Below are 23,545 nucleotides of genomic sequence, written 5' to 3'. Positions count from 1 at the left end.
ACGCTTTTTCCCCTCACCTTATTACAGTTTTTCATTTGGACTGCATGACACAATAAGAGACTCTTGGCTATACTTTTTCCAAAAAAATTGAGCAGGAAGGAAGAAAGAGATGTCCCGTTTTTTACATACCGCAGTACTGGCTGCCACCCTTCTCTTTCTTTCCGCCTGCAACCATAGCAGCCCTGCATCCTTGCCGCCCAAACAGAAAAGTTTCACCAAGCTTCCCAAAGGGAAAGCACCGCTGCTCCATTACCTGGCCAGGACGGACAGGCCCCTTGGTAAGCATTCCGCCTTTTATCCACTTGAAAAACCCATGGATGCTCTTGCCGCAAGAATATTCCTGATCGACCATGCCAGCACAAGCCTGGATGTACAGTACTACATTTATGAAGATGACCGAACGGGGAATTTCTTCTCTTACCATTTGCTCAAAGCGGCCCAAAGGGGCGTAAAGATCCGCATACTGCTCGATGACCTTATTACAACGGGCAAAGACAGGGAATTTGCCATACTGGCCGCACATCCCAACATCGAACTGCGTCTTTTCAACCCCAACCGCCTGAGAAGGTCATTCCGTAACCTGGCGCTCCTCTTCGACATCGACCGCCTCGGCAAACGTATGCACAACAAAGCGCTCATTGCCGACGGAACCTCCGCGATCATCGGGGGAAGGAACATCGGTGATGTCTACTACGCGGCAGATAATGAAATACTCTTCCTTGACTACGACATTCTTACCATCGGAAAGGTCGTACCTGACATCTACCGCTCCTTCGACATTTACTGGAACAGCAAAGAGGCCGTCCCCTCTGATGAGGTATTGGACAATGGTAGTATCGACAAAACGGAGTACCAAATTGTGGCAAAAAATCTTGAAAAGGAAGTAAGGGAGTTTCAGCATAGTCCTATAGGAACTGCCTTGTCCCGTTCCAATTTTCTAAAGAAAATATCACAAAAAACCCTGCAAATGACTGTAGCGGAACGGACCGATTTTTACTATGACTACCCCGAGAAGGTCACCACGAACGAGAATGACAAGCAAACCCATATCTCCTCACAGATCAGTGAGGACCTGAAACACATCAACCATGACCTGATCATCGTTTCGCCCTACTTCATCCCCGGGGAAGAGTTGATGAAGGAACTGCGTGCATTGAGAAAGAAGCACATCAAAGTCACCGTTGTGACGAACTCTCTCGCCTCCACCGATGTCTTCCCCGTTTACAGCGGCTACAGATGGTACATCAGAGACCTGGTGCAGATGGGGGTCGTGCTGTATGAACTGAAACCCACAAGCCTGAAAACGGCCCTGAAGAAGAAAAAGATCAAAAAAACGTTCAGTGCATCGCTCCATACCAAGATGATGATTCTCGATAACGACCGTCTCGTCGTCGGTTCGGCCAATGTCGATCCAAGGTCCGACAAGCTTAATACCGAGACCCTTATGATCATTAGTTCCGAAAAGCTTGCAAGCGGCCATAAAAAAGTACTCTCAGCCATCCTGAACGAGAAATATTTCTACAGAGTCACCTGGGGCGAACATCCACTGGAACCCGAAGATGACGGCATGGTACAGTACGGACCGGTCTGGCACACTCTGGAGAACGGAAAAGAGAAAGTCTACTACACGCCTCCCCGGGCCGGGTTCCTAAAAACTCTGGGGACGGACATACTCTCTCTTTTCCCTATAGAAGGATATCTGTAATGGAAACACTTTTCGTCTACGGAACGCTGATGCCGGGCTGTCCTCACGGCCATGTCCTTGAGAACATCGTCGGAAAGTTCGTACCCGCAACCGTGCAAGGAGAGCTCATAGGCGCTGGGTGGTCCGGCCTCCATGGGCTACCCGGGTATCAAGCTCAGTGACAAAGACGACACGGTACACGGCTACCTTTTCTACTCTGACAATCTTTGTGAGCACTGGGACTTTCTTGATGAATTTGAGGGTGAAGAGTTCGTTCGTTCCAAAGTGACCGTGGAACGCTACGACGAACTGGATGTGGAGACGTACATCTACGTGCTGAAAGAGGAGAAAGATTCGATCGAAGATCTCTCCTGACAGACCAACATCATCTCATGGGCACCTCCAATGCCATTATTTACCTGGAAGTGGGGACTTTAGTCCCACCAAACATAGAGGTGAGAGTGACCGCAGGAAATACCCTTGGGTGAAACTCTGCACTTTCGACAACCCTTAGCTTAATGGTATTGGTGGGTACCTCATAAAAGTGGACCGAGTATCGCAATAGTGTTGTTCCAGAGACGACGTCTGAACGGCCATGCTCTTACCTCTTCCAGAGTGACCGGAACGGAAGTGAACAGATACTGCTCCTGACGCTGACGTATCGCCACTGTCATTTCGCTGTCATGGTAGAGTATGTTGTTCTCATAATTGAGTTCAAAACTGCGCCTGTCCATGTTGGCAGAGCCGATCAGCGTGATCTCATCGTCCACCGTTACCGACTTGGTATGCAGGAGTCCGCCTTCATACTCGTAGATCTTTACACCTGCCTTGAGCAAATCTTCATAATAGCTGTGGCTTGCTGCAGCAACGACCCATGAGTCATTCCTTCGGGGAAAGATCATGATCGTCTCCACACCGCGGTATGCCGTCGTACACAGCGCATTCTGCAGGGACTCGTCCGGGATGAAATACGGCGTGGTGATGATGACCCTTTCGTGCGCAGTGAAAAGGAGCGATTCGAACATTTCGGGGATAGCCGTCGGGCGCTCCGTCGGCCCGGTAGCGACTACCTGCGCGGTGAAGCCGTCTTCCATCGGCATGGTAATGGGTTGGAGCAGAAGCTCATAAAGACTCTCATCGGTATGAAGCATCCAGTCACTGGCGAAGACATACTGGTTCTGAATTGCCACAGGCCCTTCAAAACGCATCATGATGTCCACCCAGGGGGCAAACTTCGGTTTGACACGAAATTCAGGATCGGCACAGTTCTGGCTTCCACTGTAGGTAATGCTGTTGTCTATGACGACTATTTTCCGGTGATTTCTCAGATCGACCCGTCCCCGGAATGGCCGCAGCAGAATATTGCCTATGGGAAGCAGTACTGCGAGTCTGACACCTGCTTCTTCCATCTCTTTCCAGTATCGGGAGCGTACCATATCACGTGAACCGATATCATCCGCCATGACCCTGCATGTAACACCTCTGCTTGCAGCCCGCTTGAGGGCTTCGACGACTTTAAGGCCGTTCCTGTCCGAAAGCCAGATGTAAAAACTCAGGTGCACATGCTCTTTTGCTGCATCGATATCGGAGATGATTGAGTCGATCGAGGTATTGGAGTCTGGAGGAAGCTGCGCGATGTTTCCTGCTACAGGGGGAAAACCGTTAATGGATCTTCCGACAGCGAAGACCGGAGTGAAAGGTTTGGGGATCTTGGTAGCGAGATGCGGTTCATTCCCTCTGACCGTCGGCAGATCATGACGCATTTTTTCAATGATCTTTTGCAGTTTTTCTACACGTTTTCGGCCAATATTGACTTCTCCAAAACCGATATAGGCCAGGATACCCAAAATGGGAAGGGATATGACAACGACGATCCATGCGATCCGGGAAGCCGGCTGTCTATGCGGCCTGGTCAGTATGCGTGCGAGGATAAGCAAAAGAATGGACAGATGCGTCAATGCGCCGGCGATCACCCAGAAATTCATAGCAACTCTTTTTATATGAATTATATTCTTATTCAACTCTTTTGTCCACAGTAAAGCCAACCACATACATCTGAAAATAATATGACAATTTGACATGTTTTTCGTCTGATATCTTCAGTTACAATACAATACTCCCCTGTATCAAAAGAAAAAAGAACGCCTTTACATCACCGAACTTCTGGATGAACCTGCCGTGACCTACCCTTCCTTTTATCTGTTGAGCAACTCTATGTTCAAAAACGAGATGCTTCACGCTGCGATCATCGCTCTGCACAGTTTTGATTTTTCCTGGTATGAAATGCCAAAAACGCATGAAGATATCTTCGCCATGTTTCATTCAGGAACCTTTCCGATCTACAAAGAGAAGTACATTGTCGGATATTTCGGGAACAAAATGATGTATCTTGAAAGCAACGGATGGAAAGGAATGCCCGCTACAGCGGACATTTTCAAGCTTGAGAACTGGCTGGTATGCTAAATTTCACTAAAAGATAAAAATTGTTATTTTAATTAAGACTAATTTTATCTTAATAAGATATACTTCCAACATATCTTAGGGACCGGAAAGACATTTTTTATTCTTCCTCCTTTTTTAAAAACGTCAATGTGCTAACTACCCATTATCACATACCTTCTCCAAAAACCATCCGGTTCCTAAGATTAATAGATCAAAAAAATTACTTCAAATTCCTACAATATTTTAGCCTACTAAACACACAATGTATTCATCCCAGGTGCAAACCTTGACCATTCAGTCTATACCAATATCAAAGAGATAGAAAATTGGGAAGTACTGCAAACCAAAGAAGGTACGGCACATCATCTAAAAGAGGAGGTATCTGAGTTTGTGCATACGATGAGTCATACAAACCATGCATTTAGAATGATCGTGGTTAAAAAGACAGTAACACCTATACTTCCGGAGATCTGGGATATGCTAAGTATAGAGGAGAAACTTGATCTTGCAAGAGAACATTATCATGTCATCGCTACCAATGCAGCTGAAAGTATGTCCGCACAAGATGTTGTTGTATTCTATCGCAAGCGTGGAGATACAAGTGAGAATCAGATCAAAGAACTTAAAAATGGTTTCAATCTCTCTTATCTTCCTTCATCAAACTTTATCTCCAATGCATTTTACTTTCAGATAGGGGTACTGGCTTACAATCTTTTTATCCTTTTTAAACAGATGCTTAAAAATAGTTGGCAAAAACATACAGTTGCCACAATACGCTATATGTTTTATCGTTTAGCAAGGAAGGTTGTAAAACATAGTAGAAAAATCATATTGAAAGTTCAAGAAGAATTTGTAGAAATGTTTCACGCTATAAGAGTGCGTATATATAAGGCTTCCCTGGAATGATACACATATAATGTTCCAAAAAATATCAATTTGACACAAACTTCAAACACCAGAATAGTGCCTGAAAAACAGCATTATTAGTAAAAAGTACACAATATCCTTCAGGTACAGATACATTCTTACAAAATGCAACAAGCAATCTCCTTTTATGATGTATAAAATTGTGAAATCGTTTATTCTTGCATTCTGGAATTAATGTACTTGAGCTATTTACGGATTTGGGCTAACCTCTTATTAATCTATCTGTGCTATAAATACAAATAAGACAAAATTTCTCCTAAAGGAGTATGCCGATGGCAAACGAAGAACTCAACAAAGCTGTCTCGGGTGAATACAACCTTGGTTTCGAGATCGATATTGAGACCGATGTCGTACCTCCAGGCCTTAATGAAGACACGATACGCTTCATTTCAAAAAAGAAAGAAGAGCCCGAATGGATGCTGGAGCTCAGACTCAAAGCCCTCAGAAAATGGCTGACGATGGAAGAGCCCCACTGGGCCCACCTTGAGTATGAACCCATTGATTATCAATCTATCTCCTACTATGCCGCCCCAAAAACCGGCGGCCCGGAGAGTCTCGACGAAGTCGACCCGAAGATCCTCGAAGCCTATGAGAAACTCGGTATTCCCCTTGAGGAGCAGAAACAGCTTCAGGGTATCGCCGTCGATGCCGTCGTGGACTCGGTCTCCGTCAAGACGACCTACTCCGAAGAGCTTCAGAAGCACGGCGTGATCTTCTGCTCCATCTCCGATGCAATACGTGACTATCCGGAGCTCATTCAGAAATATATGTTCTCCGTCGTTCCCATGGCGGATAATTATTTTGCGGCACTCAACTCGGCTGTCTTCACCGACGGAACTTTTGTATATATTCCCAAAGGAGTACGTTGCCCTATGGAGCTGAGCACATACTTCCGTATCAACGCGCTCAATACCGGGCAGTTCGAACGAACACTCATCGTAGCCGATGAAGGCTCGTACGTCAGTTACAACGAAGGATGCTCCGCGCCGACACGCGATGAGAACCAGCTTCATGCCGCAGTGGTCGAGCTTGTGACAATGAAAGACGCCGAGATCAAATACTCCACCATCCAGAACTGGTACCCCGGAGACGAGAACGGCAAAGGCGGTATCTACAACTTTGTGACCAAACGCGGACTCTGCAAGGGGGACAACTCAAAGATCTCCTGGACGCAGGTGGAGACAGGTTCTGCCATTACATGGAAATACCCAAGCTGCATTCTTAAAGGTGACAACTCGGTCGGCGAGTTCTACTCGGTCGCTGTGACCACCCTCGCCCAGCAGGCCGATACGGGTACCAAGATGATCCACCTCGGGAAGAACACCTCTTCGACCATCATCTCCAAAGGTATCTCGGCTATGAAAGGCCAGAACACTTACCGGGGACTTGTGAAGATAGGTTCGGATGCTGCAAATTCGCGTAACTACTCGGAGTGTGACTCCCTGCTCATCGGCGACAGGTGCGGGGCACACACTTTCCCCTATCTCGAATCGAAAGACACACAGGGGCAGATAGAGCATGAAGCCACCACTTCGAAGATCAGCGATGAACAGCTCTTCTACCTCAGACAGAGAGGGATCAATGAAGAGGATGCCGTCTCGATGATCGTTCACGGATTCTGCAAAGAAGTATTTTCACAACTCCCTATGGAGTACGCAGTAGAAGCAAAAGCATTATTGGAATTAACATTGGAAGGAAGCGTAGGATGAAAACATTAGAGATAGAGAACATACATGCAAAGATCGGAGAGAAAGAGATACTCAAGGGCTTGAACCTTGCATTGGAACCCGGAAAGGTCCATGCCATCATGGGGCCAAACGGCGCGGGTAAATCGACACTCTCCAAAACGATCGTGGGGCATTATGATGTAAAGGTCACGGAAGGTGACATTCGCTACAAAGGCAAAAGCATTATAGAGATGGAGCCTGAAGAGAGAGCGCTTGAGGGTATCTTCCTTAGTTTTCAGCATCCGGTGGAGATCCCCGGTGTGAACAATGCCTATTTCCTCAGAACCGCACTCAATGCCAAACGCAAGCATGAAGGGAAAGAGGAGCTCAATGCAGCCGAATTCCTCAGGCTGATGAAGAGCCATCTCGAAATGCTCGGTATGAAGTCGGATATGATCAGCCGTTCGCTCAACGAAGGTTTCTCCGGCGGAGAGAAGAAACGTAACGAGATCCTGCAGATGCTCATCCTCGAACCTGAAGTGATCATCCTCGACGAGATAGACTCCGGGCTGGATATCGATGCGCTCAGAGCGGTCTCCGAGGGTATCAACAAGATGAAGGACGGCAAACGTTCTTTTCTCGTCATTACCCACTACAGCCGTATTCTGGACTACATCGAACCTGACTATATCCATGTACTCAAGGAAGGGCGCATCATCAAAACGGCTGGCCCTGAGCTCGTAGCAAAGTTGGAAGAGGAAGGGTATGAATCCATCATCGAGGATATAGAGTCATGATACTCGACACACTGAGAGACAAAACAGCAGAGGAGATGGGTCAGCTACTACAGGCTGATGAGCATACAGCTATCCTTGAAAGGCTGCACACCCTTGGCATACCCACCAAAAAAGGTGAAGCCTACCGCTATTTTGACATTGAATCTCTGCTGGCAAAAGAATATCATACGCTCGACTATGTGCCAAAAAGTATTAAAGAGAGCGACAGGGTAGAGATCGTAGACGGTACTGTCATCTCTGCTCCCAAGGGAATGCGCATCTTCTATGAAGCCTGCAAGGTGATCGACATGGAACACTTTGACCCGCTCTATTACCTGGGTCACCTACTCGTACCGCATGTCATCAAGATAGAGATCGACGGCGATGCCCATGTAGAGATCGTGCACCGTTTCACACAGAGCAATGCACTCATCAACTATCGCATCGTTCTTGAGAACCAAAGCAACAGACATGCTACTATCAATGAGACATTCGAAGATGCGAATATTTCCGGTTCTCTGGTACTTTACGGCCATGACGTCCGGATCGCACCGGACAGTACGCTCAGAATGCTCAAAACACAGACCCTGCAGCCAGAGAACTATGCCATTGTGGCATCACACAGCATTCAGGTCGGCAGAAATGCCAATGCCATTTTCAAATCATTCGATTTCGGCGGCGGTCTGGGACTGCAGCTGATAAAAATGGAACTGGATGAGCGTGCCCATGCCCAGGCGGGGCACCTGCTCTACCTGAACAGCGATGCCAGAAGAGGTACCGTGTCGCAGATCGTGCATAAAGGGATGCACTCCACTTCCTCACAGGAAGCCAAGAATATTCTGGATGGCTCTGCCAGGGGGATCTTCGATGCGTTGATCAAGGTGGAGCATTCGGCCAGGTACACCAAGGCACACCAGAACTCCAAAGCGATCCTCCTGGATGAAAGAGCTTACATGGCGGCAAAGCCCCAACTGGAGATCTACATAGACGAACTGGAAGCCTCACACGGCTCCACAACGGGGCAGCTGGACAAAAAACAGCTCTTCTACCTCCAGTCACGCGGTATTTCCGCTACTGAAGCCCGGAAAATGCTGGTCATTGCCTTTGCTAATACGCTCATAGAGAAGGTCAAGGACAGCCGGCAGCAGGAGCGCATCAAAGAGGCGTTTGACAATGCTTTTTATACCCTTCACGAAAAGGAGGCATCATGAGCATGGAAGAGACTATTTCCCGTTACAAAGAAGATTTCGATCTTTTCCCAACAGCCAACGACAAACTCGAATATATCTTCGATCTGGGAAAGAAACACACCACACTTCCCGAAGAGGAGAAGAACGACGAGACCTTTGTGGAAGGATGTGCCTCAGCGGCATGGCTTGTCGGCAAATGTAAAGACGGCAGACTCGTTCTGCGCGGGGAAGGTACTTCAGAAATGGCCAAAGGGATGCTGACACTTCTGCTGGACATTTTTAATAATCGTACGCCTGACGAGATCCTGACTTTCGACCCGGAAAAACTGCATGAGATGGGTGTCATAGAACTACTCTCCCCTGTACGACAGCAGAGCCTGGAAGCCTTTTTAAACAAGGTGTATGCCTATGCGAAAAGATGTAAAGAAAAGGAGATTCCAAATGAATCCTGAAGATATAAAGATTGATGATATTCCGACCACGGCCGAAGAGATGAAAGCATACGAAGAGAAGTTCGGGAAAAAAGAAGAAACACCGAAGTCCGAGGTCAAAAGACCCTCCGAAGCGGAGATCAGAGAGAGAATGGATGAAGAGAAAAAAGCATTCATGGATAAAATACCAAGCGATGAAGAGATGAAAGAGATCGTCATCGAGGAACTCAGGAAGATCTATGACCCGGAACTACCTGTCAACATCTACGACCTCGGCCTCATCTACAATGTAGAGTGCTGGACCAACGAGGTCTCCCTGATGAAATGGTGCAAGATCACTATGACCCTGACCTCTGCTACCTGCTCCATGTCCGATGTCATCGTTGATCTGGTCAAAAGCATTAGCAAGCGTGTCGAGTATCTTGAAAATGTGGATGTCGACATCGTCTTCGATCCACCCTGGGACCAGAGCAAAATGAGCGACGAGGCCAAACTGGCAATGGGAATGCTTTAACCCAGAAGCTTTTTCAGTTTTGAAAGGGAAAGGGTGTTGATGACATCCTTCTCTTCCAGCCACCCTCTTCTTGCCTGATATACACCGTACTTCATGTAGTCCAAAGATGCCGCATTGTGCGAATCGGTCGAAATGGCAAAACGCACACCTGCCTCTTTGGCGCGTTTGGCATAAATATCGTTAAGATCAAGCCGTTTGGGCTGTGCGTTTATCTCAAGGAAACAGCCGTTATCCGTTACCCCTTTGAACAACTGTTTCATATTCACCTTGTAGGGTTCCCTCTCACCGATGAGCCTGCCTGTCGGGTGGGCGAGTATTTTTACGTAAGGATTTTCCAGGGCCTTTAAGATCCGTCTGGTCTGCATCTTCTGTGTCAGCCCGAAGTGGTCGTGTACCGCAGCGACCACAAAGTCCATCTCTTTGAGCACACTGTCCGGCAGTGCCAGGCTTCCGTCTTCAAGAATGTCCAGTTCAATACTTTTCAGTATGGTGATGCCTTTCAATTCTGCGTTGATCCGGTCAATCTCATCCATCTGTTCCCTCGCCCGTTTCTCATCCATACCGTGTACGATACTCATATGCTTGGAATGGTCGGTAATGGCGATATATTCGTATCCGTGTTCTTTTGCTGCCAGCGCCATTTCTTCAATGCTGTTATGCCCGTCACTGTAATGGGTATGCATATGCAGGTCGCCCCTTATCTGCGCCTGTTCTACGAGCTTTGGAAGCCTGTTCTCCCGTGCAGCTGTATGCTCCCCCCTACTCTCTCTGAGCTCAGGCTCGATATAGCGAAGACCCACACCCTCATACATCTCTGCCTCTGTGGCACCCGCGATCCGTTTTCCATTTTTGAAAAGGCCGTATTCGTTGACCTTCATCCCCATATCCCTTGCCATGATCCGTACGGCGATATTGTGCGATTTCGAGCCGGTGAAGTAGTGTAGTGCCGCTCCGTAGCTCTCGGCTTTCACGCAGCGAAGATCGACCTGCAGATCGCTGTTGAGAATGACCGTGGAGCGCGTATCGCCATGTGAAACGACCTCTTTGATCCCAGGGTAGTTAACGAAATAGTCTATGAGTTTTGCCGGATCTTTCGAAGTTGCCAGAATATCCAGGTCGCCAACGGTCTCTTTTCTCCTTCTGAAACTCCCCGCAACAGTAACCTGTTCTGCTCCGGAGAAGTTTTTCAGGTATGCCTCAAGTGCCTGGGCATGCGGTTCCGCCACAGAATAGAGAAAACGTTTCCCCTCTTTCTTGGCAAGCATCGTACCCTTGAGTATCTTCTGCTCCATCTTCTCGCTGAACCCTTTGAGCTGACTGATCTTGTGTGCCTCGGCTGCTTTTCTCAAGGCTTCCAGAGAGCCGATATTCAGCTCCTGGTAGAGTATCTTCGCCCGTTTTGGGCCGATACCTTCTATCTTTAGAATATCAAGAAGATGCGGAGGGAAGGAGTGTTTGAGATATTCAAGTTTTGCCAGCCTGCCGGTCTGAACGATCTCTCTGATCTTATTGGCTATGCGCTCCCCGATCGTAGGGATCTTTGAAATATCCTCACCGGCCTCGACCATTTTTGAAAGGTCTTTTCCCAGGTTCTCAATGGTACGTGCGGCATTCCTGTATGCCCTCGTTCTGAACGGATCCTCTCCTCTGATCTCCAGTAGATCGGCTATCTGGGTGAAGATGGAAGCGATCTCTGCATTGCTGACGGTCATGACCTATCTTCCCATTCTATACGCAGGTAGCCGTCCGGCATCAGGCTTGTAGCCAGCATGACCGCATTGATATCGAGATGTTCTATCCAGGTATTGCTTTTTTGGTTTTCACTGTCCTGCCAGAATGCTTCAATGTATTCATGCAGAGCACTGTACTCTCCAAGTGTTCCAAGTAATGATCTCAACAATTTCTCATTGGCAACAGTCAGTTCATGTTCCTCAAGCAGATGCTTGATGATCTCTACCGCATGCAGTCCTATACTCAAACCGAGTTCGCGAAATGCCAGGCGGTATTGTGCCGGGTACTTCACTGTTTTTTCAGCAAGGAAATGTCCGATCCCCTGCCGGGCATGGTCCAGTATGGAAAACAGCATATTGGATGTTGATTCACTGTTTTCAACAATATCCAGCTGTGCCAAGATGCAGGCATCACTCAGCAATCCGCCCAGACCGAGAGGATCTGTCGTGTCCATTCCCATCGAACTGGCCATCTGATACAGTCCTTCTATTTGAGGAGAAATATCAAGTTCATCGGAAAAATTTTCATAGCGTTCCGCTGTCTTTTGCAATGCAAGATAAGTAATGTATCCATCGAGTGCATCATGCTGTCCCATGGAAGATACCAGAGGATAGCTCAGGTCGATACTCATCTTCCAGAACATACGTCTTGCTCCGTAAGGCGTCAGATAGGTAAATTTTTCGTAGGCTGTTTTCGCAAGTTCGATGGCCCAACGATTATACTTCGGATCCTCTGTCACTTCGGTCACAAGGTTCAATGCATGCATCCATTTGGTCAGATAATGGAAGTACTGTCCGTCCTGCTCCCACTCCAGACGTTCATTCTGCGGCTCATCTTCTTTCCTCTCATTCAGAGCTTTACCGATCCGCAGGCCACCGATGGTCGGATGCAGTTCCGCTTCCCTGTCATCAAGGCCGCTGATCCAGCCGCTCCGGCTGTCATCGCTGCGATGTCTGCCAAGTACATGATGCACCTGGTCGACAAGCAGCAGTGCATCTTCCCTGTAGCGTTCCAATCCTGTCTGACGGTAAAGTTCCAGAAAATTGCAGACGGCAAAAGCATCGGTCCACAGATAACGCTTCGGTACACAGCTACTTTCTCTGATACAGGTACGCTTTGCAAAATTTGTCATGATGGTCTCAACGATAGCCACTTTGTTCATCATTATACTCCTAAAGGAATCTCTTATTAAATAATACCTAATTTTTATCATATTTTTTTCAATTGTGCTAAAATATAATAAAGAGAATTTCTAAAAAAGGAATTGTTGTGTTCAAAGATCGAAAAGATGCCGGTCGGAAACTGGCGATTGCCCTTCAAAAATACAAAGATACTGATACTCTGGTTCTTGCCATACCCAGAGGCGGTGTTGAACTGGGATGTGAGGTCGCCCAGGCGCTGCATTGCGACTTTTCCTTGCTCATTTGCCGCAAACTTCCCTATCCGAATAACCCGGAAAGCGGATTCGGTGCCATCGCCGAAGACGGTTCACTCTACATCAACACCCTCGCCGCTTCTTTTGTACCGCAGTCCGAGATCGACAGGATCATCCAGGAACAGGCCGGAGAGATACAAAGACGTATCGCCAAACTCAGGGACGGACAACCTCTGCCACAAATCAAAGGGCGTACCGTGATCCTTATTGATGATGGCATAGCCATGGGCTCGACCATGCACGCCGCCGTCACACTCTGTAGAAAACAGGAAGCTGCAAAGATCGTAATCGCCGTACCTGTAGCCGGACGTGAAGCCATAGAAGAATTTTCCAGACTGGTCGATGAGATTGTCGTGCTGGAATCACCCAGGGATTTTCATGCAGTGGCCCAGGTCTATGAGAACTGGTATGATGTGAGTGATGCAGAGGTACTGGAGTTGATAAAAAAGATGAAATACGAGTAAATTACTCCGAAATCCATCTTACCCCTATCTTTTTACTGATAAACCTGCTATAATTTCGAACTTTTCTGCAAGAGAGTATCAAACTCCTTATTCGAGATACAACATATCTCCTCTATTTTCCACGAACAAAAGCGTGTGACACAAAGTTTGGTATCGGTTGCATGAAACAGGGTTTTAGACCTTATGTACCATATGAAACAAACTTCCTATGCATCGCAAGACAACTACAACACCGACCATTTTAATACAAAGACATACACATGAAATTTACAGATTTTAACCTCAAAGACACCATTCAGGCTGCCGTAGCGGAAGCCGGATTCAAAGAACCAAGCCCCGTACAGAAAGATGCCATCCCTCTCGTTCTCGAAGGACACGACATGATCGCACAGGCACAGACAGGTACAGGAAAGACCGCTGCGTTCGGCCTGCCTATCATGAGCATGATGAAAGCAGACGGTTCCGTTGAAGGCCTGGTCATCGTCCCGACACGTGAACTTGCCATGCAGGTGAGCGACGAACTTTTCCGTTTCGGGAAGCTTTCAGGACTCAAAACAGCCACCGTTTACGGCGGTACAGCTTACGGTAAGCAGATCGAGCGTATCAAGCAGGCTTCCATAGTAGTGGCTACTCCGGGACGTCTTCAGGACCTTTTGATGAGCGGGAAGATCAAGCTCAACCCACATTTCGTCGTTCTCGATGAAGCAGACGAAATGCTCGATATGGGTTTCCTCGACGAGATCAAGAACATCTTCACCTTCCTCCCAAAAGAGCGTCAGACACTGATGTTCTCAGCGACCATGCCCAATGGCATCAGAAAACTTGCAGAGCAAATTCTTAACAATCCCAAAACGGTTTCCATCACAAAAAGTGAAAGTACCAACTCCAAAATCACACAGTACTATTACGTGGTTCAGGAGAGAGAAAGAGACGATGCACTTGTCAGACTCATCGACTACAAGAACCCGGAAAAATGTATCATCTTCTGCCGTATGAAAAAAGAGGTAGACAGACTCGTCGCGCACCTGACAGCCCAGGGCTTCAAGGTAAGCGGCCTTCACGGTGACATGGAACAAAAACAGAGAGAAGTAACTATCAGGGCTTTCAAACAGGGTGGCATAGACATTTTCGTGGCAACTGACGTTGCGGCACGTGGTCTGGATGTCAATGACGTCACACACGTTTTCAACTACCATATCCCGTTCGATTCCGAGTCTTACGTTCACCGTATCGGCCGTACAGGACGTGCCGGAAAAACAGGTGAGGCCATTACTTTGGTAAGCCCCAACGAACTTCGAACCATCAAACGTATCGAGAAAGATGTAGGGACAAAAATGACCACACAAGTCATCCCTACCCGTATAGAAGTGCAGAACAACCGTAACGATGAGCTCATCGCGAAGATCGCCCAGACTCAGATCACCGACAAGGCGATCGAACTGGTCAAAACACTGCAGCATGACCTCGACATCGTGACCATTGCACACCTGCTTGCCTCCATGGTACAGTCGGAAATCTCCGTCAAAGGAAAAGACAACATCGGGCTTGGCCTTGAAGAAATCGAACTGCTCATCGAAAGGGCCATGCAGAACAGAGGCGGTGGCGGTGGCGGCCGTAACCGCGGACGCGGCGGATACCGTGGCAACAACAGAAGAAGGTCCGGTGGCGGAGACCGCAACAAACACGGACGCAACGGCAGAAGCGGACGTAACGGCGGTCAGGGCAGCAATAGAGGCTAATTGATCTCCACTACAAGATCAGATCAACAACCGTCTTGTCTCTTTCTTTAAATGGAATCTATTTTGTACCAATAAATTTATTCTCTTTGTATCGTTTAGTAATAATATATTTATTTGGGTATATTTATATAAATAATTAAATAATTTTTATGTTTTTTATAGTAGCATATTTTATAAAGAAATACTCTGGGGGGGGAATATTTAGAATGCTCGATGAAAACAATACTTTCAATATAAATGATTTACTTAAAACACTTTTTATCCAAGTTGAAGAACAAGCCAAAAAGAACCATACAGAACTCATCATTCAGATGGACTCAAGTATACCAAAACTACTACGAGGTGATGAAAAACCCTTACTTCAGTTCTTTACAAAACTATTCGAGTTTGTTTTTACGAACAGTAACAGTAGTGAGATTATGCTAACGTTACATGCACCAGATGATTTTGTTTATCAAGAAGAGGTTATCTTTGAAATACCACATATTGACTTACTCAATGACCAATCCTGCATACTCCTAAAAGCCATACTGAAAAATGACTTAGAAGCACTCAATGGCAAGATTGAAAAAGACAGTGATAATACTCTCCATATACGTATTCCATTCACTCTTCATGAACTCGGATTCCGGCGCCACTACAGGCTTACCGATAAAAGTATGCTCGATAAAAAAGTCTTAATAGCTCTAAAAAGCAAAAAACTTGCTGAAACAATCAAAAAATATTTCCAGTATTTCAACTATGACATCAATATCGATAGTATTGATCAGCAAAGTAGTGTTCAAACGTATAATATTGTTATAACCGAAGACGAAAATCTGACGGAAACTTCTATTCAAAAATTAAACCATGCCAAAACACTTGGTAGTCATATCGTTTGGATCGGGGCCTCTGCCTATAAAAACAAAATAGAAGCAAATGATATCATTCAGAAACCTATTACCCAGGAGGACATCTATCTACTTATTGGAAAACTTTTTGGCAGTACTGAGAGTATTACCAAACTAGAAAATGAGCCGGAAAATCTTACTGAAGCACTTGATAAAGTAAAAAGAAAGAAAAATAAAGTTCTGAATGAAGATATACTAAAAGAGAATAGAGACAAAGCAATAGAGTTCCTCAAAAAATTTGGAGATTCGGACATACGCTTTAAAGAGCTGCTAAAAGAGAAAAATATCAAAGCTGTTAAACATTGTTGCAATGAGGTAGAAACATATGCAAAAAACATTGGTGCAGAAAACTTGCTAAACCTTGTTGAAATGGTAAAATTGGTTCTCCAAAGTGGTGAAGATGATATGTTGGCTATATTTCCAAATAAATACCATAAGGAACTCAAAAGGCTCAAAGCATCCATTCTAAAATAGCTCTACAAAAAAACTTCAATCAAGCCTTACCTTTTTCTAATTATGCGGAATAAATAATGCTCTGATACCCAATGCCACCTGCTCTTCAAGCTGATCGAAGGCTTTGTCCATTGCTGCAACGATACTAGCAGCACTGCTCCCTGAAGGCACACTTGTACTGAAGAGTTTTGCTTTGCGTTTGCTGGTCTGCATATTCTCCAGCCGGATGGAGGCATCGAGATAGACCCTGTCCCCCTGTGCGATGAAACGGGAGATCTGTACTTTGACCTTGATCCTGGGCTGAGAGCTGACTCCCCAGGGGTAGCTGTAGACTTCAGGCTTGTTGAACTTTTTCTGCAAATAACCGATGAGCCTCTGCGTCAGTCCTTCATCAACATCTTCCGCCCAGTTTGCGCCGCTGATGAAAGTGACCTGGCTGTTCGATTTGGCCACCGCTATCTCCCGTTTGAAAAGGTACTTGGGTACGCTAACCTTCTCCACACCGATAGCACCCCTGATATGGCTGTAAGTCGTGGTGGGCTGCGGCGCAGTGGAGAGGACATAGTAGCTGGAAGTGCCGCAGCCTCCCAGCAGCAGAAGTAAAAGTATCGGTATGATCTTCGTTTTAAACATTATTTGTCTCCGAAAATGAGTGAATTTGGTTTGCGGTTAAGCATCTTGAGGAACTCCTGCATCTCTCGGGAAGTCTTGGAAACCGTTTTGAGCGTCTCCGAGATCTGCCGGCTGAGCAGAGAATTGTTCCCATAGCCTTTGACGACTTTTTGCGTCGTCTTCAGCGTTCGTGTCAACTCTTTGAGTGCATTGTCGACCTCATCGGGCATTCTTGCAAAGCTCTTCTTGCCGGTAAGCGTATTGAGGTTCTTCACTGTCTTTTTCAGTTCTTCAAGGACCACATTGGCATTCTTGACTGGTTTTTCGCTCTCTTTGACCACTTTGTTCAGTGAAGCAACGAGCTCCTCTATAGGCAGTCGGTTGATCTTATCCATGATCTTCAACAGTCCTGCCATCATATCGCCGTTGACAGAACGTACGGTCGGGATGCGTGCATATTTTCCTGTTTCTTCCATGCTTTTGTTCCCGTCAGAGTCGGTGAAAAAGAGGTTGACATAGAGCCTTCCTGTGATAGGGTCAATTGTGTCAACACGTGCGCGCAGGCCCTCTTCTACTGCCCGGTAGAGGTTTTCTCTCCCTGTATCGTTCGCATCGGAAAGATCGTCAAAGACGGATGTGTCTATCTCCGTGAGTACCGTACCGTTCATTTTGTGAGTCTTCTTGTCATAGGAGAGCGTGATCTCCACAACGGAGCCGATCTTGAAACCGTCATACCGGACCGGGGATCCGATCTTCAGTTTGGCGATGGAGTCTTCCGTATGGAGCATAAAGAAATCGATCTCTTTCTTCTCATGGCCCAGTTTTTTGGTGTTGACCGAACTTTTGTTCTTGTGCAGAAGGAAAGCAAAAGTATCCGGTACGGTGCGGTTGGCATCCCTGCCCGTCGTGGAGAATTCTATGGCACCCTGCAAGAGGTCTGCTACGGGAGCCACATTGACATCGAGTGAGCCGTTCACTATTTCGGCATCCAGCGTGCTTCTCACCCAGAATTTCGAGTCGGTATGGACATAGGGAACATACCTTTTATCGATGAAAACGATCACATCCACAAAAACATCATCGAGTCCCAGCATCACATACTCGACACGCCCTACCCTGATATTTTTCAGATAGATCGGTGTTCCGGTCTTGACCGCACTGTCTCCGCGCGGTGTTCTCAGGACAAAGTATTCTCCGTTCTTGTCACTTCGGTAGGCATGTTCCATTCCAACAAAGTTTTTCTTCAGTATGCCACCCTTTTTGGAGGCGATACCTATGTAGTTACCCGAGATCAGCGTATCGAGTCCCGAAATACCGGAAACACCCAGTTCGGGTTTGACGATCCAGAATTTGGCACTATCGTTCAGGTATGGCTCTGCCACCTTGTCCATCCGCGCGATGACAACGACACCGTTACCGTCTTCCTGCAAGGTGATCTTCCTGACCGTACCCACAGGAACATCTTTGTACTTTATCTGACTCTGTCCAGCTTTGAGCCCTTCATTGTTGGGGAAAATAATTTTAATCTCCGGGCCCAGTTCGGAGTAGTACTGGTACGCCAACCATCCTGCAATGATGAGGGCGATGAAAGGAACGATCCAGATAGAAGTGAAAAAATTGAATTTGGTGGATTCCTCTACCTGTGGCAACTGTTCCGGCATCTATCTGTTCTCCTTGCTCTGTGGCTTAACGGTTCCCCTGATCAGACTTTCATCGAAGGCATGTGCTGCCAAAAGGGTAAAAAATACGGAAAGTGCAAAAGCCGTGGCTGCCGTTCCTGCGATGATCTCTATGTTCGCCAGATGTATCAGCGCCATCAGAATGGCCACAACGAAAACGTCTATCATCGACCAGGGACCGATCGCCTCCGTCATATAGTAAAGTTTGTGCTTGTTCACCTTACTGTCTTTTCCGAGAGGGTATTTTACACTAATTAACAGATAAATCAAAACCAGGAATTTCACGATGGGTATCATGATGGAAGCAAAGAAGATGATCGCGGCTATGGGGTAGGAACCGTGTTCCCACAACAAGATGACCCCGCCGATGATTGTACTGCCTTCTTTGCTGCCGAACTGCGAAGTGATCAGCATCGGATAGAGGTTCGCGGGAATGTAGGCAATTATCGCGGTAATGAGGTAGGCCCAGCTCTTCTCCGTCTTGTACCGTCTGTGTTTGTAGATGTGAGAACCACAGCGCCTGCAGATATTCCTGCTTCCCTTGTCTATATTGACCGCTTCACAGGTCGGACAGCGTAGCAGGTCTTCCTCTTTGACCTCTATCATACGGCTTCCTTTTGGGACTTTTGTCTCAGAAATACTCTTTTTCTCAGCATCCAAATCTCCGAGATGTGGATACTCCGTGTCACATAGATGTCGAGCAAAACGAAAACGATCAGCGCCCAGAAAGCGATCCCCATATGGATCTGGGCATAGCCTATGAGTTTAACCAGCGCAACGAGGATGCTGATGAGAAAGATATCGCTCATACTCCAGGGTTTGAGTTGTGAGAGCAGTACCAGCAGCTCTTTGCTCAGATGCTCCCCTTTACCGAACTTCAAAAGCATAAAAACAAGCAGATAGAGCAGAAAGATCATCAACGGGAAAATGAATATCAGAAAAGCGCAAAGCATTCCTACAATGAAAAACCCATTGTCGAACAGACTCATGATCGTCTTCGGGATCGTAATGAACTGTTCGTTTCCCAGCAACTCTATCTTGACCAGGGGGAAAAAGTTGGCAACAAAAAAGAAAATGAGCGCCGTAATGCTCAAAGCCAGTCCGTGTTCCGCCAGACGGCTGTCATAACGGTACATAACACTGTTGCATTCCGAACAGCAGGCTTTGGCTCCGTCTTTTATGGGTATCTCATGGTGGAGAGTATGGCACTGGGGACAGATGACAAGATTGTCAAGGGCATCTTCGTTTTCAATTTTCATGGCTATAATTATAGCCAACTAACCTACAGGATCTATGATGAAGATACTCTCGATAGGGAAACAGCTTTCCCACCACACATTGGCCATCACTTCCATCGAGACCTCCGAACTGCGCAAGCACCATGATCTCGAGCAGTATGACTACGTCATCATCAACGGCGGAGACGGAACCATCAGGCGTGTACTGAACCAGATTCACAGCCTGAACAGTGTGCCCACCTTCATTCTCAACCCTACCGGTTCCTTCAACGTAGTCGCCAGGATACACCGGGCTCCAGAGATCGGTTCCGTACTCGACAGGCTCACCAAAGGCGAAACACCCAGAACACAGAAACACCACCTCTTTAAAATGAATGACGAACTTTTCCTCTTCTCTGCCGGGAACATGGGTGACCTGCAGCATATCTTCCTCTCTGAGACTTTTCGTTTCGGCTGGCTCAAACACGGTATGGCCAAATACATCCTCGCCGTGATCTTCCTCTTCCCCGTACATCTCATCATGACACCGTTCATGCTGATGAGTAGTACACGTTTCTTCATCTTTACTCCTGCGCGTTTCATCAAAAAATTCGGGAGTTTTTACGGTGAGGTACATGAGATCGATATAGACCTTGACAATGACTACAATATGATCGAACTCGATGGTGACATCGTAAATGTCAAAGGAAGGCATTTGTGCATCAGGCATGCAGGGAGCGTGCGGGTGGTAACGAAACAGTGAATCCTTTTAAAAAGTACTTCATGATGTCACCACTGATCTTGATGCTATGGATTTGTATCGCCGTACCGCACATTCTGTTTGCACAGTACAATATCAATGTCATCATTCCCAAACCCCAGAAACTCATCAAGGGCAGCGGTGAATTTCAACTGAATAAACAGAGTCGTTACCGCTCCGATACCCCTCTAGCCGACAATGCCATACGCTATCTGCAGGAACATTTGAAACGGAATGCAGATTACTCACTGAAAAAAGAGACTATATCCACAAAAAATACCATCCGCTTCCACTACAACACCAAAAAGATCAGAAAACCCGAAGCCTACAGACTCAGAATAGACAAAGAGCAGATCAGTATCGAAGCAAGAGACAGGGCCGGTTTTTTCTATGCGGTCATTTCACTGATGCAGCTGATGGATCCGGCTATTTGGCGCAATGCGAAAGGCAGGAAGATCAGGCAGTGGCAGATCTCCTCCTGCACCATCGAGGACTATCCGCGTTACCGCTGGCGGGGCATGATGCTCGATGTCTCGCGAAACTTCTTCTCCAACGCCTATATCAAAAAGTTCATAGACCGTATGGCACAGCAGAAACTCAACCGCTTCCACTGGCACCTGACCGATGATGAGGGGTGGCGCATCGAGATCAAGAAGTATCCGCTGCTCACGAAGGTAGGCGCGAAGCGCGGACCGGGAACGAAGCTGCCATTCTCCACTTTTCCAGCCATGCGCGGACCGAAGAACAGGATACAGTCAGGGTACTACACCCAAAGTGACATCAGAGAGATCGTCGCCTATGCCAAAGCCCGTTCCATAGAGATACTGCCGGAGATAGACATGCCCGGCCACAGTAAAGCGGCCATTACAGCCTATTCCAAACTGTTGCAGGACCCCAAAGACAAAAGCCGTTACCACTCCGTACAGAGGGTCAGCAACAATACGATCAACCCCGGAATGGACAGCACTTACATCTTTCTGGACAATGTCATTACCGAGGTCAGCAGGCTCTTTCCTTTCGGATACATCCATCTGGGAGGCGACGAAGTTCCAAAAGGGGCATGGAGCGGATCGCCTGCAGTGAAGGAACTGATGCGTAAAAAAGGTTTGAAGCATACCAGGGAAATACAGAATTATTTTTTTGGCAGAATGGACAGTATCCTTGCAAAACACGGCAAAAAGATGATCGCCTGGCAGGAGGTTCTTTCAGGAAAACCGAGACTGCGGCAGGGTGATATCTTCATGGCATGGAAAAGCCCAAAAGCGGGCTTCAAGATCATAAAGAAGCATCGCAATGCCATCATGGCACCGGTACAGTACCTCTACTTCGACCAGCAGTACGTCAGAAGCAAAAAAGAGCCGGGGCACACCTGGTCCACACCTGTCAGCACAAGAAAGACCTACAGCTTCAACCCCGGAAGTTCCCGCTATCTCAAAGGTGTACAGGCCTGCCTTTGGTCGGAAACACTACTCAATGAAAAGATAGCCGACTACCTGGCATGGCCCAGGAGCTTTGCCCTCTCGGAAGTGGCATGGACGGAGCAAAAGAGGCGGAATTGGAAGGATTTTCGGAAGCGGGTTAAAAATAGAGGCCTTAAGAGGTTACAGATCCAGAATATCCATTACAGACCATAATACGATAACTCGCGTAGGGTGTCCGTGTCCCTATGGCACCAAAAATCAATCATAAAAAAATGTTGTTTATGCATGGCTTAATTGGTGCTGTCAGGGGACAGCACCCTACGCGATCCCAATCATATTACGGATAGAGAAGATATTTTGCACGTACCTTTCTGAACTTTCGAAGGTCTTTTTCCCAGCTTTTTCGTATTGCTGCCTCGGAAGCTCCGGAAATGATCTGTTCTCGTAACTGATCCGTTCCTGCCAGCCTGTCAAAAAAACCGTTCCTGAGGAAAAAATGCTTTTTATCGATGTACTTGGTATAGGCATCCCGCAGATAAGAGAGGTTCAGCCGCTTTCTGCGACGTTCTTTTCCCATGTCCACTCTGCTCAGATCAACCCCGTAACACCGCTTTCCTTTGTACTTTGGGTATCTGGCCCCGGGTCTCGACCTTGGCACAAATGAGAATTTTTTAACCCTGTATTTGGGTGCCCCGTAGAGTTGAAAAGGCTTGGCGCTCCCTCGGCCTGCAGAGATGACCGTTCCCTCAAAGAATGCCAGTGAGGGGTAGAGCATCACCGCCCTGTCGTTTGGCAGATTGGGAGAGGGTTTGACAGGCAGGGAGTAGAAGGAGCCATGGGTATAGTTCTTCAGGGGTATGACGGTTAGATTCGCCTGTACACCATGCTTCAGCCACCTCTCTCCATTGAGCATTCTGGCATACTCCCCGATGGTCATGCCGTACACGACCGGCACCGGGTCAAGGCCGACAAAAGAGCGGTATTTCTTCTTTAGAACAGGACCATCGATGTAATGCCCATTGGGATTGGGCCTGTCCAGGACCATGACCTCAATGCGCTGCTCAGCTCCCGCTTCCATGACATAATGCAATGTCGAGAGATAAGTATAGAACCGTACACCCACATCCTGTATGTCGAAAAGGATCAGATCGATCCCCTTCAGGTCCTTTCTGGTGGGTTTTTTATGCTTACCATAGAGAGAAACGATAGGCAGTCCCGTGCTTCGGTCACGGCTGTTCCCAAGATGTGCACCTGCATCTGCCGTTCCGCGAAAACCATGCTCCGGCACGAAGATCTTTTTGACCTTGATACCATGTTTCAACAGATAATCCACAAGATGTATTCCACCGGCCAAAGAGGAGTGATTGACCACCAGCGCGACCTTCTTCCCTTTTAAGAGCGGCAGATACAATTCGGGACGTTCAGCCGCCGGCGTGATCTTCCCTGCAAGAAGTGCAGCTGAAAAAAGGAGGCATATCCCTATGATCTGTACGGTTTTTTTTACAATACCCAT

At 47.1% G+C, this 23,545-nt stretch carries 21 protein-coding genes and 1 pseudogene; 14 read left to right on the top strand and 8 right to left on the bottom strand.

Annotated elements, in window-relative coordinates:
* Nucleotides 1–109 precede the first annotated feature (109 nt).
* Both SUN_RS05180 and SUN_RS13765 read left to right on the top strand, forming a co-directional pair.
* Nucleotides 110–1,705, top strand: coding sequence for a phospholipase D family protein (locus SUN_RS05180; RefSeq protein ID WP_011980693.1), 1,596 nt, complete (start codon nt 110–112; stop codon nt 1,703–1,705).
* Nucleotides 1,706–1,837: 132 nt separating this feature from the next.
* Nucleotides 1,838–2,059, top strand: a complete 222-nt coding sequence (locus tag SUN_RS13765; RefSeq protein WP_011980692.1) for a gamma-glutamylcyclotransferase family protein — start codon at nt 1,838–1,840, stop codon at nt 2,057–2,059.
* 161 nt (nt 2,060–2,220) lie between these two features.
* On the opposite strand, the gene cls is transcribed toward SUN_RS13765, so the two are convergent.
* Nucleotides 2,221–3,669, bottom strand: a complete 1,449-nt coding sequence (gene cls / locus SUN_RS05170; RefSeq protein WP_011980691.1) for a cardiolipin synthase — start codon at nt 3,667–3,669, stop codon at nt 2,221–2,223.
* A gap of 229 nt (nt 3,670–3,898) precedes the next feature.
* Between cls and SUN_RS05165 the strand changes: the two genes are divergently transcribed.
* From SUN_RS05165 to SUN_RS05135, 7 genes and pseudogenes are all read left to right on the top strand, one after another.
* Nucleotides 3,899–4,147, top strand: a complete 249-nt coding sequence (locus tag SUN_RS05165) for a hypothetical protein (protein WP_041672694.1) — start codon at nt 3,899–3,901, stop codon at nt 4,145–4,147.
* Nucleotides 4,148–4,402: 255 nt separating this feature from the next.
* Nucleotides 4,403–5,032: pseudogene (locus SUN_RS05160) on the top strand (transposase); the annotation flags it as partial.
* Nucleotides 5,033–5,325: 293 nt separating this feature from the next.
* Nucleotides 5,326–6,762: a Fe-S cluster assembly protein SufB gene (gene sufB, locus SUN_RS05155; protein ID WP_011980689.1), complete on the top strand. Its 1,437-nt coding sequence runs from the start codon at nt 5,326–5,328 to the stop codon at nt 6,760–6,762.
* Nucleotides 6,759–7,517, top strand: coding sequence for a Fe-S cluster assembly ATPase SufC (gene sufC, locus SUN_RS05150; protein WP_011980688.1), 759 nt, complete (start codon nt 6,759–6,761; stop codon nt 7,515–7,517). Before sufB ends, sufC begins: the two co-directional genes overlap by 4 nt.
* Nucleotides 7,514–8,707 carry a SufD family Fe-S cluster assembly protein gene (locus SUN_RS05145; protein ID WP_011980687.1) on the top strand — a complete coding sequence of 398 codons (1,194 nt, stop codon included), beginning with the start codon at nt 7,514–7,516 and terminating at the stop codon, nt 8,705–8,707. The genes sufC and SUN_RS05145 overlap by 4 nt, the downstream gene beginning before the upstream one ends.
* Nucleotides 8,704–9,138 carry a SufE family protein gene (locus tag SUN_RS05140; RefSeq protein ID WP_041672691.1) on the top strand — a complete coding sequence of 145 codons (435 nt, stop codon included), beginning with the start codon at nt 8,704–8,706 and terminating at the stop codon, nt 9,136–9,138. The genes SUN_RS05145 and SUN_RS05140 overlap by 4 nt, the downstream gene beginning before the upstream one ends.
* Nucleotides 9,128–9,631 (top strand): metal-sulfur cluster assembly factor, encoded by a 504-nt coding sequence (locus tag SUN_RS05135; RefSeq protein ID WP_011980685.1) that lies wholly within the window; start codon nt 9,128–9,130, stop codon nt 9,629–9,631. Before SUN_RS05140 ends, SUN_RS05135 begins: the two co-directional genes overlap by 11 nt.
* On the opposite strand, the gene polX is transcribed toward SUN_RS05135, so the two are convergent.
* Complete coding sequence (gene polX / locus SUN_RS05130) at nt 9,628–11,343, bottom strand: DNA polymerase/3'-5' exonuclease PolX (protein ID WP_011980684.1); 1,716 nt, start codon at nt 11,341–11,343, stop codon at nt 9,628–9,630. The genes SUN_RS05135 and polX overlap by 4 nt on opposite strands.
* Nucleotides 11,340–12,527 carry a hypothetical protein gene (locus tag SUN_RS05125; RefSeq protein ID WP_148154657.1) on the bottom strand — a complete coding sequence of 396 codons (1,188 nt, stop codon included), beginning with the start codon at nt 12,525–12,527 and terminating at the stop codon, nt 11,340–11,342. The genes polX and SUN_RS05125 overlap by 4 nt, the downstream gene beginning before the upstream one ends.
* A 104-nt stretch (nt 12,528–12,631) precedes the next feature.
* On the opposite strand from SUN_RS05125, the gene SUN_RS05120 reads away from it, so the two are divergent.
* The 3 genes from SUN_RS05120 to SUN_RS05110 all read left to right on the top strand — a co-directional run bounded on the left by SUN_RS05120 (nt 12,632) and on the right by SUN_RS05110 (nt 16,364).
* Entirely contained in the window at nt 12,632–13,261 is a 630-nt protein-coding gene (locus SUN_RS05120; protein ID WP_011980682.1) for a phosphoribosyltransferase, read from the top strand.
* Between the two features lie 260 nt (nt 13,262–13,521).
* Nucleotides 13,522–15,000, top strand: a complete 1,479-nt coding sequence (locus tag SUN_RS05115) for a DEAD/DEAH box helicase (protein ID WP_011980681.1) — start codon at nt 13,522–13,524, stop codon at nt 14,998–15,000.
* Between the two features lie 149 nt (nt 15,001–15,149).
* Nucleotides 15,150–16,364, top strand: coding sequence for a hypothetical protein (locus tag SUN_RS05110; RefSeq protein ID WP_041672690.1), 1,215 nt, complete (start codon nt 15,150–15,152; stop codon nt 16,362–16,364).
* A 36-nt stretch (nt 16,365–16,400) separates the two neighbouring features.
* Here SUN_RS05110 and SUN_RS05105 read toward each other — a convergent pair whose 3' ends face one another.
* The 4 genes from SUN_RS05105 to SUN_RS05090 are packed head-to-tail and all read right to left on the bottom strand — an operon-like array spanning nt 16,401 to nt 19,893.
* The gene (locus SUN_RS05105; protein WP_011980679.1) at nt 16,401–16,976 is read right to left on the bottom strand and encodes a PqiC family protein; all 576 of its coding nucleotides are present in this window, start codon (nt 16,974–16,976) and stop codon (nt 16,401–16,403) included.
* On the bottom strand, nt 16,976–18,616 hold the full coding sequence (locus tag SUN_RS05100) for an intermembrane transport protein PqiB (RefSeq protein WP_011980678.1): 1,641 nt from the start codon (nt 18,614–18,616) through the stop codon (nt 16,976–16,978). The genes SUN_RS05105 and SUN_RS05100 overlap by 1 nt, the downstream gene beginning before the upstream one ends.
* Nucleotides 18,617–19,240 (bottom strand): paraquat-inducible protein A, encoded by a 624-nt coding sequence (locus SUN_RS05095; RefSeq protein ID WP_011980677.1) that lies wholly within the window; start codon nt 19,238–19,240, stop codon nt 18,617–18,619.
* On the bottom strand, nt 19,237–19,893 hold the full coding sequence (locus tag SUN_RS05090; protein ID WP_011980676.1) for a paraquat-inducible protein A: 657 nt from the start codon (nt 19,891–19,893) through the stop codon (nt 19,237–19,239). The genes SUN_RS05095 and SUN_RS05090 overlap by 4 nt, the downstream gene beginning before the upstream one ends.
* A 37-nt stretch (nt 19,894–19,930) precedes the next feature.
* Here SUN_RS05090 and SUN_RS05085 point away from each other — a divergent pair, with 37 nt between their 5' ends.
* Nucleotides 19,931–20,614 (top strand): diacylglycerol kinase family protein, encoded by a 684-nt coding sequence (locus tag SUN_RS05085; RefSeq protein ID WP_041672689.1) that lies wholly within the window; start codon nt 19,931–19,933, stop codon nt 20,612–20,614.
* Nucleotides 20,569–22,245 (top strand): beta-N-acetylhexosaminidase, encoded by a 1,677-nt coding sequence (locus SUN_RS05080; RefSeq protein ID WP_011980674.1) that lies wholly within the window; start codon nt 20,569–20,571, stop codon nt 22,243–22,245. The genes SUN_RS05085 and SUN_RS05080 overlap by 46 nt, the downstream gene beginning before the upstream one ends.
* A gap of 124 nt (nt 22,246–22,369) precedes the next feature.
* Here SUN_RS05080 and SUN_RS05075 read toward each other — a convergent pair whose 3' ends face one another.
* Nucleotides 22,370–23,545 carry an exo-beta-N-acetylmuramidase NamZ family protein gene (locus SUN_RS05075; protein ID WP_148154655.1) on the bottom strand — a complete coding sequence of 392 codons (1,176 nt, stop codon included), beginning with the start codon at nt 23,543–23,545 and terminating at the stop codon, nt 22,370–22,372.

The organism is Sulfurovum sp. NBC37-1, from assembly GCF_000010345.1.
Lineage (GTDB): Bacteria > Campylobacterota > Campylobacteria > Campylobacterales > Sulfurovaceae > Sulfurovum.
Note: the sequence above shows the minus strand (reverse complement) of the source record. Positions and strands in the feature narration are given on the sequence as shown.

Excerpts from the sequence above, each read along its gene's own strand:
- SUN_RS05115 (WP_011980681.1), top strand. The coding sequence starts at position 13,522 with ATGAAATTTACAGATTTTAACCTCAAAGACACCATTCAGGCTGCCGTA.
- SUN_RS13765 (WP_011980692.1), top strand. The coding sequence starts at position 1,838 with ATGGGCTACCCGGGTATCAAGCTCAGTGACAAAGACGACACGGTACAC.
- SUN_RS05075 (WP_148154655.1), bottom strand. The coding sequence starts at position 23,545 with ATGGGTATTGTAAAAAAAACCGTACAGATCATAGGGATATGCCTCCTT.
- cls (WP_011980691.1), bottom strand. The coding sequence starts at position 3,669 with ATGAATTTCTGGGTGATCGCCGGCGCATTGACGCATCTGTCCATTCTT.
- SUN_RS05100 (WP_011980678.1), bottom strand. The coding sequence starts at position 18,616 with ATGCCGGAACAGTTGCCACAGGTAGAGGAATCCACCAAATTCAATTTT.
- SUN_RS05165 (WP_041672694.1), top strand. The coding sequence starts at position 3,899 with ATGTTCAAAAACGAGATGCTTCACGCTGCGATCATCGCTCTGCACAGT.
- SUN_RS05095 (WP_011980677.1), bottom strand. The coding sequence starts at position 19,240 with ATGATAGAGGTCAAAGAGGAAGACCTGCTACGCTGTCCGACCTGTGAA.
- sufC (WP_011980688.1), top strand. The coding sequence starts at position 6,759 with ATGAAAACATTAGAGATAGAGAACATACATGCAAAGATCGGAGAGAAA.
- SUN_RS05110 (WP_041672690.1), top strand. The coding sequence starts at position 15,150 with ATGTTTTTTATAGTAGCATATTTTATAAAGAAATACTCTGGGGGGGGA.
- polX (WP_011980684.1), bottom strand. The coding sequence starts at position 11,343 with ATGACCGTCAGCAATGCAGAGATCGCTTCCATCTTCACCCAGATAGCC.
- sufB (WP_011980689.1), top strand. The coding sequence starts at position 5,326 with ATGGCAAACGAAGAACTCAACAAAGCTGTCTCGGGTGAATACAACCTT.
- SUN_RS05085 (WP_041672689.1), top strand. The coding sequence starts at position 19,931 with ATGAAGATACTCTCGATAGGGAAACAGCTTTCCCACCACACATTGGCC.
- SUN_RS05140 (WP_041672691.1), top strand. The coding sequence starts at position 8,704 with ATGAGCATGGAAGAGACTATTTCCCGTTACAAAGAAGATTTCGATCTT.
- SUN_RS05125 (WP_148154657.1), bottom strand. The coding sequence starts at position 12,527 with ATGATGAACAAAGTGGCTATCGTTGAGACCATCATGACAAATTTTGCA.
- SUN_RS05145 (WP_011980687.1), top strand. The coding sequence starts at position 7,514 with ATGATACTCGACACACTGAGAGACAAAACAGCAGAGGAGATGGGTCAG.
- SUN_RS05105 (WP_011980679.1), bottom strand. The coding sequence starts at position 16,976 with ATGTTTAAAACGAAGATCATACCGATACTTTTACTTCTGCTGCTGGGA.
- SUN_RS05180 (WP_011980693.1), top strand. The coding sequence starts at position 110 with ATGTCCCGTTTTTTACATACCGCAGTACTGGCTGCCACCCTTCTCTTT.
- SUN_RS05135 (WP_011980685.1), top strand. The coding sequence starts at position 9,128 with ATGAATCCTGAAGATATAAAGATTGATGATATTCCGACCACGGCCGAA.
- SUN_RS05090 (WP_011980676.1), bottom strand. The coding sequence starts at position 19,893 with ATGAAAATTGAAAACGAAGATGCCCTTGACAATCTTGTCATCTGTCCC.